16 protein-coding genes are annotated in these 15407 nt (G+C 52.0%); 5 read left to right on the top strand and 11 right to left on the bottom strand.

Annotated features, from left to right (window positions below; all coding sequences use genetic code 11):
* Positions 1–2: 2 nt before the first annotated feature.
* From GEOB_RS11620 to GEOB_RS11580, 11 genes are all read right to left on the bottom strand, one after another.
* Positions 3–1052, bottom strand: coding sequence for a hypothetical protein (locus tag GEOB_RS11620; protein ID WP_012647420.1), 1050 nt, complete (start codon positions 1050–1052; stop codon positions 3–5).
* Positions 1053–1216: 164 nt separating this feature from the next.
* The gene (locus GEOB_RS11615; protein WP_012647419.1) at positions 1217–1468 is read right to left on the bottom strand and encodes a hypothetical protein; all 252 of its coding nucleotides are present in this window, start codon (positions 1466–1468) and stop codon (positions 1217–1219) included.
* A complete protein-coding gene (locus tag GEOB_RS20555) occupies positions 1449–1571 on the bottom strand; it encodes a hypothetical protein (protein ID WP_012647418.1) in 123 nt (40 codons plus the stop codon). The genes GEOB_RS11615 and GEOB_RS20555 overlap by 20 nt, the downstream gene beginning before the upstream one ends.
* A gap of 20 nt (positions 1572–1591) precedes the next feature.
* Complete coding sequence (locus GEOB_RS20700) at positions 1592–1783, bottom strand: hypothetical protein (protein WP_012647417.1); 192 nt, start codon at positions 1781–1783, stop codon at positions 1592–1594.
* 393 nt (positions 1784–2176) lie between these two features.
* Complete coding sequence (locus tag GEOB_RS11610; protein ID WP_012647416.1) at positions 2177–3559, bottom strand: sigma-54-dependent transcriptional regulator; 1383 nt, start codon at positions 3557–3559, stop codon at positions 2177–2179.
* A 41-nt stretch (positions 3560–3600) separates the two neighbouring features.
* A complete protein-coding gene (locus GEOB_RS11605; protein ID WP_012647415.1) occupies positions 3601–5565 on the bottom strand; it encodes a cache domain-containing protein in 1965 nt (654 codons plus the stop codon).
* Positions 5566–5696: 131 nt separating this feature from the next.
* Positions 5697–6926, bottom strand: coding sequence for a putative nucleotidyltransferase substrate binding domain-containing protein (locus GEOB_RS11600; RefSeq protein WP_012647414.1), 1230 nt, complete (start codon positions 6924–6926; stop codon positions 5697–5699).
* 67 nt (positions 6927–6993) lie between these two features.
* Entirely contained in the window at positions 6994–8973 is a 1980-nt protein-coding gene (locus GEOB_RS11595) for a solute symporter family protein (protein ID WP_012647413.1), read from the bottom strand.
* Between the two features lie 15 nt (positions 8974–8988).
* Positions 8989–9297 carry a DUF485 domain-containing protein gene (locus GEOB_RS11590; protein WP_012647412.1) on the bottom strand — a complete coding sequence of 103 codons (309 nt, stop codon included), beginning with the start codon at positions 9295–9297 and terminating at the stop codon, positions 8989–8991.
* 121 nt (positions 9298–9418) lie between these two features.
* Positions 9419–10183, bottom strand: coding sequence for an IclR family transcriptional regulator (locus GEOB_RS11585; RefSeq protein WP_012647411.1), 765 nt, complete (start codon positions 10181–10183; stop codon positions 9419–9421).
* 346 nt (positions 10184–10529) lie between these two features.
* Positions 10530–10961, bottom strand: coding sequence for a YbjQ family protein (locus tag GEOB_RS11580; protein WP_012647410.1), 432 nt, complete (start codon positions 10959–10961; stop codon positions 10530–10532).
* Positions 10962–11094: 133 nt separating this feature from the next.
* On the opposite strand from GEOB_RS11580, the gene GEOB_RS11575 reads away from it, so the two are divergent.
* The 5 genes from GEOB_RS11575 (at position 11095) to GEOB_RS11550 (ending at position 15244) form a co-directional block, all read left to right on the top strand.
* Positions 11095–11838, top strand: coding sequence for a YebC/PmpR family DNA-binding transcriptional regulator (locus GEOB_RS11575; RefSeq protein ID WP_012647409.1), 744 nt, complete (start codon positions 11095–11097; stop codon positions 11836–11838).
* 49 nt (positions 11839–11887) lie between these two features.
* On the top strand, positions 11888–12409 hold the full coding sequence (ruvC, locus tag GEOB_RS11570; RefSeq protein ID WP_012647408.1) for a crossover junction endodeoxyribonuclease RuvC: 522 nt from the start codon (positions 11888–11890) through the stop codon (positions 12407–12409).
* Positions 12406–13005, top strand: coding sequence for a Holliday junction branch migration protein RuvA (gene ruvA / locus GEOB_RS11565; RefSeq protein WP_012647407.1), 600 nt, complete (start codon positions 12406–12408; stop codon positions 13003–13005). The genes ruvC and ruvA overlap by 4 nt, the downstream gene beginning before the upstream one ends.
* Before the next feature lie 491 nt (positions 13006–13496).
* Positions 13497–14516: a Holliday junction branch migration DNA helicase RuvB gene (ruvB, locus tag GEOB_RS11555; RefSeq protein WP_012647406.1), complete on the top strand. Its 1020-nt coding sequence runs from the start codon at positions 13497–13499 to the stop codon at positions 14514–14516.
* 2 nt (positions 14517–14518) lie between these two features.
* On the top strand, positions 14519–15244 hold the full coding sequence (locus GEOB_RS11550) for a DnaA/Hda family protein (RefSeq protein WP_012647405.1): 726 nt from the start codon (positions 14519–14521) through the stop codon (positions 15242–15244).
* Positions 15245–15407: the final 163 nt, after the last annotated feature.

Raw genomic sequence — 15407 nt, 5'->3', positions numbered from 1 at the left:
TCTTAGTGTTTCTCCACCGCGGCAGACTTCGCCGGACCATTCATCCGGATCGCCGTAGCAAATTCCATCCAGAAGATAAGATAAATTGAGACCATCAGGGAAAGACCGATGTTGGAATTTTCGGCACCGAGCGCTTTGGTGAGGATCGGTGAAGCGAAGCCAGCTCCGAGGGTGCCGGTGGCCCTTTCCAGGAGGTAGAAGACCGGAAGTGTCAATAAGGTACCTACCACCATGATGGCAATGCCGCGACCACGCTTCATCCAGTATTTGGGAGAGAAGCCGTACATGCGCATGAAGATGACCACCCAGATGATCCATACGGAATAATCGACAGCTGCGTCAGGCAGGGCAAGCTTGTTTTTGACCAGCACAACCTCAAGAACGGTAACGGCGGCCAACAGGGTGAACATCCAGGAAAACTTCTCATTTGCCTGAGTCTGCCAATTGCGGCTGTCAGGGGCGGCAGATTCCTGGGCGTTGTGGTTATGTGTGCCGAGGGCCGAGAAGAGAATGGCAAACCAGATGCCGGCATTGTGAAAAAGGAGTGAAGCATGATTGCCGGCAACGTTGGCGATGCGGGCCATCGGATCGCGGGCAAAGTCAGCTGCAATCCTCATCAGGAACAGGTTTACCAGGATAGAACAGATGGTGATGGCCGCCAGGGTAAAGATCCTCCTCGGCAGGAGGTAGGGGTCGACCCGATCGGGAAATCCAAGGATAAAGGCAAACCAGATCAGGTACATGATAAGAGGAATACCGAAGCAGATGCCGTAAACGGAGTTGCCGGCAAAATCGCCGCTCTGGGCATAGATGACATATTTTTCTTTAACGTTAGGATCAGTGTTTGCAGCCTTGACAATATCCTTGGGCACTTTTTTCACATGGGGCAGAAGTCCCATAGCATACCAGCCGTGATCACCCTGGGTGGTGTCCACAACCCAGTACTGATCCCCCATCATCTCGTCGAGGCCCTGGAAAATGCGCATGGAGAACGCAGAGCACAGCGTCACCACGACCAGAAGCAGAATTATGTTAGTTAATTTCATCGGCATGATATGTATACCTCCAAGAGTTAGTGTTGATGTTTTTCCAGCGGCACAGTAAAAAGCTCCATATGCAACGCGTGCTGTGACTTCCGAATGAGGCGTAGCAGCGCTACGCCGCAGTGAAGGAAGGTGCAGCAGAAGGCAGCAGATGGACTTTTGACGAAGCCGCCTTATTCTTTGTGGGTGGTCCAGAACATCGACACCGCATTCGCGGCAAACAGCCCATAAAGCCACATGGTGTTCCAGGCCGGACCTGACCAATGGCTGCCACGACCGCCACCCACTACACCGGAGGCGATGATAATGCCGAAAAGAGCGGTAAAGGAAACCATTGCCACTGCCCTGAGAATTGCACTGTTACGCCAAGTGTGCCGCTCCAGGTCCTCAATCCTTGCCAACAGTTCAAGCTCTTTTTCGCTCATCTTTTTTCTCCTTTATAAGTGAAATAAATACAAAAGCTCCTGCCAGAGTCATTGCTGCAGGCACATAAAAAGCATTGAGATGCAGACTAAGATTGTAAAGCATGGTGTTACCTCCTTAGTAAATCAGCATTTTGCTGGTTCGAAACTTTCCTTGGGCAGTCGGTCAGACAGTTCCTGGTATTTCAGACACTCTTTGTACCGACAACTGCAATACTTTATGATCTGATTGACGTCGTGCGGCGATATGTAACCGCACCCCACATCGCAAAAGTCATCGTTTTTTCCGTAGAAGGGACAAACTGTCTCAACCTTCATTGGGACCTCATATGTGTAAGCCTGAAGGCTTTGCTGGTAGCTGTACAGGATGACATCGGATCAGCCTCCCAACATCACCGATATCATCCCCTACAATGAAAGGAGCAACTGTAAACAGTATAAGCAACCCCCGTACCAAAGGGAAAACTAACAATAAATACTTTACGTAACAGATACTTAGGCAGAAATATCCAAAAAATGGAGGGGCGGCCTTTTGCAGATGTGCAAGGCAGATTAACAGGTTCCAGGTGATAGCATGAACCATAAAAGCATTGTATTATTATGAAGTTACATTGATGGAGGGGACATACATGGTGCTTTTTGCAGAAATGCGAAGCCACTATTGTTTTTTGCAAATCTGCAAATACGGGGAAAGGTGAATTCTTCAGTTAATCAGCAGTAGTCTTCTTTCTTGATGTTGTATTTCTTGATCTTGCGGTAGATGGTAGCCATGTTCATGCCAGCCTCGCGGGCCGCGGCCTCTATGTTGCCGCAGTTCTTGCGCAGCAGTCCCTTCAGATAATCGGTTTCGAAGCGGGAAAGAGCCCTGTTGTATTCTCCCTCATCCAGCGAAGTCTGGCCTTCTTCATGGGTGGAAGGAAGCTCTATGAACTGGGAGATGATAGGCAGGCCGATGTATTCGCCGGTCTCCATGGCGAGACATGCCTCGATCACATTTTTCAACTGGCGGATATTGCCTGACCAGTCATATGAAAGAACTGCCTCCATCGCCTCAGGGGAAAGGCCCTTGATAGAGGTATCGAACTTCTTGTTCTGCAGGGCAATGAAGTGGGCTGCCAGCAGGGGGATATCCGCTTTCCTTTCACGCAGGGGGGGAAGGTGAATATTTACCACATTAAGCCGATAGTAGAGATCCTCACGGAACCCTCCGTTTTTAACTGCCTGCTTCAGATCAGAGTTTGTGGCAGAGAGTATGCGGACATCCACCTTGGTCGGGGTTGTATCGCCAATCCGATGAAATTCCTGTTCCTGGAGGAATCTGAGCAGGGTTTTCTGCACATTCATGGGCAGGTTCCCAACCTCGTCGAGGAAAAGGGTTCCGCCGTCTGCCGCCTCCAAAAGCCCCTGTCGGTTCTCCTTGGCCCCGGTGAAAGCACCCTTTTTGTAGCCGAAAAGTTCACTTTCCAGCAGTGATTCCGGCAGGGCGCCACAGTTGATGGCCATGAACTTGTTTTCCTTGCGCAGGGAGTTGTAGTGGATGGCCTGGGCGATCAACTCCTTCCCGGTTCCGGACTCGCCGGTGATCAAAACCGAGGTGTCCCTGATGGCAATTTTCTCCACCCTTTCCAGTACTGCTTTAAGCGAGTCGGAAGCGCCGATGATATTGTCAAAGCGGAATTTTCCCACCAGTTCTTCCCGCAATTCCCGGTTTTCCACGATCAACTGGTTATGTTTCAGGGCGTTTTTCACCCGATACAGGAGCTCCTCCGGTTCGAAGGGTTTGGTCAACATGTCATAGGCACCACGGCGTAGAGCCTGAATGGACATTTCCACCGTGGCATACGCTGTCACCATGATTACCGGGATGGCAGGATCCTTCACCTTCAGCCTTTGCAGTACTTCCAGTCCATCCATCACCGGCATTTTTATATCCGTAACCACCAGGTCCCATTGTCCCGCCTCGAACTCCTCCACCGCCTCGAAGGATCTCAGGTACGACTTGGTCCTATAGCCGTTATCAAGCAGGACCGCCTCCATCATCCGGCACAGCCCTTCCTCGTTATCGATCACCATCACTCGTTTTGCATCGCTCATCAGTCAGTCCTTGCACGTTTTTAAAGCCAGCTACAACTTTTTTAAAATTCTTCCCGCTCAAGGGGAAGTTTTACCACGACCGTCGTGCCCCGCCCCTGCTCACTCTCTATGGTAATCTCCCCCTGATGCTGCTCGATGATCTGCTTGGTAATGGCCAGGCCCAAGCCCGTTCCTTTAGTCTTGGTGGTGAAAAACGGCTCGAAGATCTTTTCCAGGTTTTCAGGGGAGATACCTGCCCCATTGTCGGCAAAAGTCAGAAAGATGAAGCTGTTCTCAAGCCTGCTGCCGACAATGAGACGACCACCGCTCTGCATGGCAGCGCCGGAATTGAGGATCAGGTTGATGGCCACCTGGCGCAGCTGATCCCCGTCCGCCATGATGGTGGGCAACTCACCAGCGAATTCCTTTACCACGGAAACGTGGTGCATATCAGTATGATTGGCGGCAAAATCGACGATCTGATCGAGCAGAGCATTGATATCGGTATTTTCCAGAGTCGGTTTCGGGGTCCGGGCATAACTGAGCAGGTCCTGGACGATCTTCTTGCAGCGTTTGCTTTCCCGCTTGATCTCATGGACAAACCGGTAATTGGGGTCATCCGGTGACAGCTTTCCTTCCAGGTATCCGGCATAGCCCAGTATTACCCCGAGTGGATTATTGATCTCATGGGCCACCCCTGAAGAAAGAACCCCCAGCGAGGCCATCTTTCCTTGCTGGGCCAGATTGGCCGCCATCTCCTTGTTGCGGTTGATGATCCTGGTCATGTGGTTGAAGGCCTTGGCCAGTTCGCCCAGCTCGTCGTCGGCATCCACAGCCATCCGCTCATTGAAACGCCCCTGCTTTACCTTGCGGATGACCTCGATCATGTGGTTGATGGGATCGGTAAGCACCTTGGAAGCGAGAAAGACCAGCGCCGCGGCAATGATGCAGACAAGGATGGTGAGAACGATCATGCTTTCAAGGATGCGCCGATTGATATCCTTGGCTTCTTGATAAAATTCATCTTCATAGGAGCCGACCGCCACAACCCAGTCCCATGGCTGGAAATACTCATAACGTACGATTTTCATCCGCGGCACGCTGTCCCCGGCATTTTTCCACGGATAGCGGATCCAACCGGTCTTGTTGACACACATCTCCCGGATAAACTCATTCCCGTCTGAATCTTTGGCATCGAGGAAATTTCTCCCCTCGCCGCCGGGATGAACGGTAAAGTTACCCTTGCTGTCCATGCAGAAGATATAGCCGGTCTTACCCACCTGCTTAGCTTTTATCTTTGCCTTCAACTCGGCAAAGGCGCGCTTTTCAAAATTGACATCCCCGTAGGTCTCTTCCAGATAACCGCCTGCAGCAATAATCCAGTCCCACTCCTTGAAATACCGGTAAGCAACAACCTTTTTCCGCGGCGCCTTGTCCCCGAGAATGGCGTTTCGCCAGGGATAGACAATGAAAAGAACTTCTCCCGATCTGGATTTGAGCGCCCGCTGGCACATCTCGCGGATGAAGTATCTGCCGTTTTCGTCCTTCTCGTTATAGACGTTGTCGCCTTCGCGGGCAATGTGGACCTGCAGATCACCCTTACTGGACATGGCATAAATATAGCCGGTCTCCCCCACGTTGACCTTTTTCAGAGCCTTTCGGGCCTCAAGCATGGCGGTCGCCGGATCGATGTGGCCGCTCTTCATCTGCCGATGTTCGGCTTCCACCATATTGTAGGCCAGGTTTGTCAGTGTCGCCAGTTCAAGGTTGAAACTGCGCTCCTTGTCCTGCTTGTAGACCTGAAATTGCTGATGGTGAGACTTGAGAAGATCAATGGTGAAGCTGGCCATGTGCTCCAAATCAGCCTTACTGGTCTGGGTTATGCCCAGATAGGCCTGCTGGGTGGAAATATAGCCGATCACTCCGCCAACGAGGAAGATGGGAATGACAACCAGCGGCAGAACCACCACCAGCAGCTTCCAGCGAAGCCGCAGGTTATTCATGAATTTGAAAAGGTATCTATGCATGAGGGTCCAAATCTACGGGGATTCAGGGCATATTATGTATACACGAAAAAAAAATCCAGCCATTTGTCACAACCGGCAGCAAACAGGGATCAACCCGATGGCGATTGAGATCTTGCGGGAAATCTACCGGACTACATGATGGAGAAATTCACATGGATAGTCTTCTGAAGTTCCTCGATGCGCAGCAGGGCGTGCCGGATACGCTCACGCTCTTCCGTCGGCAGCTGATAAGGGTTCAGATGGTAAGAGTCCTTTTCGATTCCCTTTATCACCTTGATCTGGAGCAGAATCCGATGTCTGGTAAGAATATGGTAGGCATCTTTCAAGCCGATGGCCATGGTATGCGAAAGGCTCTTTTCCTTTTCAAGAAATTCTATTCGCTGCAGGGTGTTGGTTGCAGGAATTGCCTGATTGATGGCCAGGATGCGCACATTCATGACCAGCGGCGCCCAGGCGAGCAGCTTGAGGTTGAATTCTCCCTTATGATCTCCCGATCCTTCGGTCCAGAGCCTCTTCAGGAAGCCCAAAGCAAGTTTCATTTCGGTGGCGGCCTTGGCCATCCCCCATAAAACCTGAAAGTAATCCTGCTGAAAGGCGCGAATGGTGGAAACCAGCTGGTCGGCCAGCTCTCGCTCGCCGGCCACATAGCGGGCGTCGGAAAGGACGATCAAATCCATGAGATTTTTAGCGTAGTCTGCAAACTCATAGCGGACGATGGCGAGAAGACGCCTTTTCCATTGGGCAAGGGAACCTCTCCAGGTCTGGTTGGTGGGCATGATATCGCCGGTGCATTTCTTGAAGCCCACCTCGGCAAGTTTCTCCACCAGAAGTTCCGAGAATTCCCTGAAATAGTTGTCGGCGGCCTCACCGCCACCGTCTTCATAAACGATAAGGTAATCCTGGTCGGTTATCAGCGTCTGCTCTTCCCGGCCATCGCTTCCCATGCTTATCAGGGCAAATGATAACGGTGGAGCTCCCTTACCCGATCGTTCCATCTCCTGGCTGACCAATTCCAGGACCCGCCCCGCCAGAAGATCCCTATAGTCTGTGCAGTTCCTGTGCAGCGCCGGTACCGAAAGGGTCTTGAGAAACCTCTCCAGCTCAAGCTCGTTCAGAGCGTCATGGATTTCCGTGAGGACTGCAAAGTCTGTTTCAACTGAAGCCCGTTGCCGTAGTTCGATCTCACGGGTTGAAAAAGTATTTATTCTGTCTATTTCACCATTGACGTTTTCTGACAAAAAACGGAGAAAGCGCAAGGATTCTTCCCTTTCCAGTAAGGGAAGAAAACGCAACACCTGCTCCATGGCGGTATTGACGACCGCTTCAGGGGACTCTTCTGTCATGACATTCTGTGAGGGCATGTTAGATCCATAAAAAATGGGGAAGGCCGAAGCCTCCCCCAATCCTATCACATGTAAAAGCGTTTGATTAGTGATCTATAGCCTTGGCCATACCAATGCCGGTATTCTGGCGGACGTAGATCTCGTCGAACATTTCTTCCGAACGGCGGCTGGGGAAGGCAAGAGCGCCCAAAATAGCAGCCATGAATCCAAGAGGAATGGAGATGATGCCTGGATTTTTCAGGGTGAAGAGAGGTTTTTCCAGACCCATCATTGATTTGCCGCCACGATTCTTGACTTCAACATCCTTTTTCTCCGCGATGGTCTTCAAGGTTTTATCCATCGCATCCGGAGCCACCTTGCCAGCGGCAATTTCCTTCTCCAGCAAGGTGTAGGCCTTCTTGGCATCATCAGCCACCTTGTTCGGGTAGGTCATGTTGGGAGAAACCATAACCAGGCCGATGGAAGCAATGGTGCCGACAAGCAGTCCGGAAATGACACCCGCGGTGTTGAACTTTCTCCAGAAGAGCGAAAGGACAACAACAGGCAGGTTACCTGATGAAGCAACTGCAAAGGCAAGTGCAACAAGATGGGCGACGTTTTGTTTTTCTGCCGCGATACCGATAACGATACCCATGGCACCGACAACCAGAGAGGTTATCCTGGCTGCCATGACCTGCTCATGCTGGTCGGCATGCCCGTCTTTGATCACGTTGACATAGATGTCATGGGCAATGGCTGCGGAAGCTGCCAGAACCAGACCGGAGACAACCGCCAGGATGGTGGCGAAGGCAACAGCACAGAGGAAGGCCAGCAGCAGATCGCCGACAAACGGAGAGATATCCCCCCCCATGGCCTTGGCCAACATCATGGCAGCCATGTTGCCGCCTTTGTCAACCTTCTGGATCCCCTGCGGACTGAGGTGGATCGCAGCACCGAACCCGAGCAGCGTAGTAAGAATGTAGAAGGAACCAATGATCCACATGGCAACGATAACCGATTTACGAGCTGCCTGGGCAGTCGGTACGGTGAAAAAGCGCATAAGGATGTGCGGCATACCGGCAGTACCGAGGACCAGTGCCATACCGAGAGAGATCTGGTCGAGCGGGTTGGTGAGGAACAGGCCCGGCTCCAGGAAACGCTGGCCGGCATCCGCCGTGGCAGTGCCTGCATCGAGCTCTTTCAGATAGATCGGCAGCAATTTCACATGATCTGCAATATTGGGATTAGTTGCGATATCATTAAAGAACTGAATCGGGTTCATATTCGATTTGATCATTACCAGCAATGAAAGAATTGCAGCACCGGTCATAAGCAGGCCGGCCTTGATGATCTGTACCCAGGTGGTGGCGGTCATGCCGCCGAAAACAACATAGCCGACCATCAGAATACCGACGCCGATGATGGCAAATTTGTAATTGATCCCGAGAAGAAGCTGCATCAGTTTGCCGGCACCTACCATTTGCGCGGTGAGATAGAAGGTGGAGACCGCAACAACGGAGATAGCAGCCACAGCACGGACAGGTTTGGGCTCGGTGCGGAAGGAAAGGATATCGCCCAGGGTGTACTTGCCTGCGTTACGGCATGGTTCGGCGACGATCAGAAGGACCGTGATGTAGGCCACCAGCCAGCCGACCGAGTACATGAACCCGTCATAGCCATACAGGGAGATCATGCCGGATATACCCAGAAAGGAAGCGGCCGACATGTAATCACCGGCAATAGCCCAACCGTTCTGTGTGCCGGTGATGCCGCCGCCAGCGGTATAAAAATCTGCAGCAGACTTGGTCCGCTTTGCAGACCAGACGACTACGCACATTGTAGCACCGATGATGATCAGGAAGATCGGGATGGTGACTTTCGGGTTCGCCTTGAGCTTGCCGTCACTGGCAGGCTTGGCAGCAGGAGCGGGCACTGCCTGCATAGCTGCAGGAGCTGTAGAAGATGCCGGAGTGGCTGTCTGGGCGGCCGGTGCAGCGACTGCCCCGGCAGGAGCTTTCTGCTCCTCTGCGAAAGCCATTGAGCCCACGGAAAGGGCTAACGCTAATCCTACGAGTAGTTTTTTCATCTATGTCGTCCCCCTTTACTTGAGCTCATCGACCAGTTCACGGGTGAGCCGGTCGAAGTCCTTATTGGCAACATGCGCATAATACATAGCTATTCCCCAGGAAACGAAGAACTGGGAAAGAGCGAACAAATAACCAAAGTTGATGTTGCTGATGATCTTGATTTTGAAAAGACCAGGTGTGTACGCTGCGCCGATGGGGAGGAGGAAATAAAACACCGACGAGAATATCCACCAGCCAAAAAGAAATGTTGTCTTTTTGTGGTGGAGTTCGACAAATTTTGGGTTTTTGGCTATAGCCCCCCAATCATACTGTTTTTCTGCCATGGTAGTTACTCCTTTCATTAGTAATTTAACCATTTGGAGGAAGCGACTCCGCTTCAAACAACATTAAACCTTGATGCAGCCCCCCTTTCGTTGATTTGTTAATCAATGATGCACATTAAATTCACATTTTGGCATAACCAAATTTCATGGAAAGCATTTCAGCCCCTTCACACAATGAAGGAATAATTTCATTTTCCAGTCGCCCTGCCACCATTCGGAAGGAGGGACCGAGCATGGCAATGGCGCCGACCACCTTCCCGGCATAATCCCTTACTGCCACGGCAACACTGACAATTCCCTCGCCAAGCCCCCCTATATCCACAGCAACGCCCTTCTCGCGGATCAGCTCAAGCTCTGCTTCCAGTCCTAACTGATTCGGGATCTCCTTGCGCCGGTGATGAAAATATTTTTCCAACACATCCTTTGATTCCATTGCTTTGATTGCCTTACCCGCGGCATTGGTGAAAAATGGAAATCTTTTGCCGACAAAAGATTCGGCCTTGATCTGCTGGTCGCAGTCAACCATATCGAGAAAAAGCACCTCGCTTCCGCGCAGGACAGTCATATACACTGCCTCATCGTGCTTCCTCGCCAGGGACTCCATGACTGGATGGGCATGCTTGATCATGCTGATGTTGCGCAAGAACCGCTGGGCCAGTTCCACCGTGGTAACGCCAAGATGATAATTACCGCTCCACTCATCTTTTTCGACCAGGCCACGCCCTTCCAAGGTTGCCAGGAGACGGAAAGTTTTGTTTCTGCTGATGCCCAGCTTACCCGCCAGATACGGCAGAGTTCCGTCATGAATTTCATCAGCCAGGACCTCAAGTATATCAAGTGCATTTTCAACACTCTGAACTGCATATGAACTTTTTTCGCGGTCCATAGTTGCCCCGTTTACGCAGGTTTAAATGAATGTTTTAAACTTTGGAAAACAGCTTTTGTTATTTTTTTAGCACAATGTTTTATTACAGTCAAGACTATTTTCTCCTAATCATCGCCAAACAGGGAATAACTAGCGCTATAACAATCAGTTACATTTTTCAACGGCAATTCGATTAAACGCTGCGACCCTCTACCACATGATTAAAACGAAGGTTGATAAATAATCAAAATGTGTCTGGATCGCAAGCTGTATTTGCGTCAATCCAGAACAGGCCACGGCTTATGGGGATATAAAACGATGGGAATGAAAAAAGACGGAAACAGAAAGGGGATGGGGATAGGTCGGTTCAGCGAAATCGAATTGCAGTTCCGCGGGCATCTACAGTGGCCATGGGAAACAACAGATAGGAAGAGGCTTCAAGTTTGACCTCCGAGAAAATGACAGCGTCGGCGCCAATCTTTGCCGCCTCCTCTCTCAGCGCTTCATATGCCCAGCCATAATCTTCGGTTTTAAGATCATAGGACGTACCGAAGCGCTGACGGCTCACCTGAACAACAGCCAGTTTGGTAAAGGGGCGAACCACCTCATCCTGTGCCAAAAGTGGAGGAAGATCCATTTCAGACTTGAATATGGCACAGCCACTGATAAAAAGCACCAGCAACAAGGCACAGGCAAGGTAACGCTGTGCGACCCGCCATTGCCTTGAAGCGTCACCCAGACGTCTACCCTGGCCGTCTCCACCCTTGCTGCTCATTTCTTCGAATCGTTGTTGCGACATGGCTATACCCTCCAAATTTTAAACAATACGGCTAATTTTACCCGTATTTTCTCTCTTTACAACCATATTTTCTCCATGTTAGTATTCCACGTTTTTTTGAAGCGGATAACAACCACGAAAGGAATTGCACCACATGTCAGGACATAATAAGTGGAGTACCATCAAACACAAAAAAGGCGCTGCCGATGCCAAGCGCGGCAAGATATTCACCAAATTGATCAAGGAGATTACCGTCGCCGCAAAGCTGGGTGGTGGCGATCCTGACGGCAATCCGCGACTCCGCACCGCCATCGACAAAGCCAAGGGTGAAAACATGCCCAAGGATAACATAGAACGCGCCATCAAAAAGGGAACCGGCGGCATGGACGGTGTCGTCTACGAAGAAACCACCTACGAGGGATACGGCCCCGGCGGAGCTGCCGTTCTGGTTGAGGTGATGACCGACAACCGCAACCGTACCGTTTCCGACGTGCGCAGCATCTTCACCAAATGCAACGGCAACATGGGTGAAGCCGGTTGTGTATCCTGGATGTTCGATAAGAAAGGGCTGATCGTTTTCCCCAAAAGCGTCGATTTCGACAAGCTGTTTGAAGCAGCCATCGAAGCAGGCGCAGAAGACGTAAGCGACGAAGACGAGCAGATCGAGGTAACAACAGATCCGTCCAATTTCATGGAAGTAAGGGATGCCTTGGAAAAGGCCGGATTCAAGCCGGACTCCGCCGAAGTGACCATGATTCCACAGACCATGGTCAAGCTGGAAGGAAAACAGGCGGAAAACATGCTGAAACTCATGGATCGGATGGAGGACAATGATGACGTCCAGAACGTTTATTCCAATTTCGACATCTCTGAAGAAGAAATGGATAAAATGATGTAGCTACCGAGGGCGGGTTTTGAAACCCGCCCTTAATGTTTCCAAAGGGATCATGAAAATACTCGGCATTGACCCAGGTTCACGCATCACCGGCTACGGCATCGTCACCAAAGAAGGAAACCGTCTTATTCATGTGGACAACGGCGCCATCTTTACCGACAGCGCAAAGGATTTCCCATCCCGTCTCAAACGCATCTACGGCAGCCTGAGCGAAATCATCGAAACCTACCGCCCTGACGCTGTGGCCGTGGAAAATATCTTCTTCTCCAACAATGTCCAGAGTGCCCTGAAACTGGGGCAGGCCAGGGGCGCGGCCATCGTTGCCGGCGTCAATGCCGGACTCGATGTCTTCGAATACACGGCCCTGCAGGTCAAGCAGGCAGTGGTAGGCAACGGCAAGGCCGCCAAACAGCAGGTGCAGCAGATGATCAAGGTATTGCTCAATCTGCCGGAGATCGCCCAGGAAGATGCTTCCGACGCCCTTGCCGTGGCCATCTGCCATGCCCATTCAGTTACAATCAAACGCCTCACCAGTGCATCTGTCCAAGAGATTAAGTCCAAGAGGTACAAATGATAGCGCTTTTAACAGGAAAGCTCGCCCACAAATCGCCGGACTTCATCATTCTCGACGTGAACGGCGTCGGCTACCGGGTGCAGATTCCCTTTTCCACCTACTATGCCCTTCCTGAGGGGGGCAGCAGCGTCTCCCTCAATATATTCACCCATGTCAAGGAAGATGCCATCAACCTCTACGGCTTCAGGACCATGGAGGAGAAGGAAATGTTCCAACTCCTTATTTCTGTGTCCGGTATCGGTCCCAAGCTGGGGAATGGCATACTCTCCAACATTGAAGCACAAAATCTTTCCGACGCCCTGATCAGGGGGGACTTGGCCAGACTGGCCACCATACCGGGGATCGGCAAGAAGACCGCCGAGCGGCTGGTGCTGGAACTGCGGGAAAAGGTGAAGAAACTCGGGCATGGACCCCTGCAGCAGGATGTGGCCCCGGCCGACGCCCACAACGATATGAGAGATGATGTGGTTTCCGCTCTCGTCAATCTGGGATATAAGGAAGCGGTTGTACAGAAGACTGTGGATGAAATAGGCGTAGCCGCAGATGCCACCGTCGAGTCCCTTCTCAAACAGGCATTGAAGAAGCTGATGAAATGATCAGGAGCATCACCATCTTCACGAGGCCCTTACAGGCCATCCGATGACCATACAATGTACGAGATGGAACTTTCGCTTCGATGTCGGCAGCAATCCCTCAAGAATGTTGCCGTCTTGAATAGCGAAAGCAGTCGCAGGGGAAACAGTTTTCAAAATCAACCGTTTGCCGGACTGCAAGATATTCACACTTTCAAACGCATTCGCAACGGAGGGTACTTCATCGAATGGGAAAATGAAGTCGATTTAAGTGCTGACACTCTTTACCTCGAAGGCCACCCGATCAAGCACTAGCTCCCCCTCTGAAAGACCACCCCACGAAAGCGACACCCAACCCATTAGCTCGTGAACTTCTTCACAGCTTCTTCGTGCGGGGAACACGCTACTTCAGCAATATCGGTCTCATCAGCTTCAATTTTTCAAGGACCCTCCCCGCTTGACCTTTCCCGGCAACTGGTATACTTTAGGCCGTTCTCAACCCCCAAGGAAAATAGATGACCCGGACCATTACTCCCGACATGACCGATGATGATCTCCTGGAAGCAACGCTGCGCCCCAAGTCACTGGACGACTATGTGGGCCAGGAAAAGGCCAAGGGGAACCTGCGGGTTTTCATCGAAGCCGCCCGGGGGCGGGGCGAAGCCCTGGATCATGTGCTTCTCTATGGGCCGCCCGGATTGGGAAAGACCACCCTGGCCAACATCATCGCCTGCGAAATGGGGGTCAACATCAAGTCCACTTCCGGGCCGGTCATCGAACGACCGGGGGACCTGGCCGCCATTCTCACCAATCTGGAAACCCACGATGTGCTCTTCATCGACGAGATCCACCGCCTTTCCCATGTGGTGGAAGAGATCCTCTACCCGGCCATGGAGGATTTCCAGCTGGATATCATCATCGGCCAGGGGCCAAGCGCCCGCACAATAAAGCTCGACCTGCCCAAATTCACCCTGGTGGGGGCGACGACACGGGCGGGGCTTCTGTCATCACCTTTAAGAGACCGCTTTGGCGTTATCTCCCGCCTGGAGTTCTACACCATTGAAGAACTGGCGTTCATCATCACCCGTTCGGCCCGCATTCTCGGCATGGAAATAAAACCGGAAGGGGCCACCGAGCTGGCCCGCCGCAGCCGTGGCACGCCAAGGATTGCCAATCGGCTCCTGCGCAGGGTCCGCGACTTCGCCCAGGTGAAGGCGGACGGCGTCATCACCCTCAACGTGGTGCAGGACGCCCTTGCTCTTCTGGAAATCGATCACATGGGCTTCGATTACATGGATCGCATGATCCTTTTGACCATCATCGACAAGTTCGGCGGCGGACCGGTGGGGCTTGACACCATTGCTGCCGCCATCAGCGAGGAAAGCGACACCATCGAGGATGTATACGAGCCTTTCCTGATCCAAAACGGCTTTCTCAACCGCACCCCGCGCGGCCGGGTCGCCACCAGGGCCGCCTATGAGCATTTCGGACGCATTGTACCTGAACCGCCGCAGGGCAAACTTTTCCAGGATTGATCATGCAGCTTATCTTCGATTTTCCGGTTAATTCCAAATACGGCTTCGACAATTTCGTTGTCTGCGCCGGCAACAAAACCGCCTACCATTTTGCCAGACAGCTGGCAGAAGGGGACGGCACTGAAAATCTCCTCTATCTCTACGGCGCAAAGGGATCCGGCAAAACCCATCTCCTCACCGCCATCGCCAACAGCATCGGCAGCCAGTCGGGCCTTGCCGCCCTGCCCTCCATCTCGTTCAAGGACATCGACAAGATCTATGACGGCCATTATCCTGCCGAAGAACTGTCAAAGCTGGCCGAGCAGTTCAAAAGCTCTCCGGCGCTCCTCATCGATGACATCCATCTCATACCGGACAACGACAGCATCCGTGTGGAACTCTGGCAGCTGTTCAACGACTTTTACACCGCAGGCAAAAAAATCGCCATCAGCGGACTTTATCCACCTAAGGAACTTCCCAACCTTGACGGACACCTGACCTCCCGCCTGTTGTGGGGCTTGGTCTCCAAGCTGGATATTTCCGGTGACGATTCCCTGCGCATGATCCTGCAGAAGCTGGCTGAAGACCGACAGATTGTCGTGCCGGAGGAAGTGATTGCCTACCTCCTTGTCCATCTGCATCGGGATATTCCCACCCTGCTCGATGCTCTCCAGCTAATCCACCACCACGCCCTCATGACCAAGAAGAAGATCAGCCTGCGGCAGGCAAAAGAAGCATTGAGCCGCTAGGAGTCTGTCGGACTTAGAACGAATCGGCTGCGAAAATGGCAAATCGGTCCGGATCTCCGTAAATTTTCGACAAATAGGTCCACTATTCGCTCTCAAATTTCCAAATATCCGTCCTCGATTTTCCATTCTCTCGCTTCGATCCCTAAGTCCGACAGACTCCTAG

It is taken from the genome of Geotalea daltonii FRC-32 (genome assembly GCF_000022265.1).
GTDB classification, from domain to species: Bacteria; Desulfobacterota; Desulfuromonadia; order Geobacterales; family Geobacteraceae; genus Geotalea; species Geotalea daltonii.
This window is presented reverse-complemented; position numbering and strand designations above follow the sequence as displayed.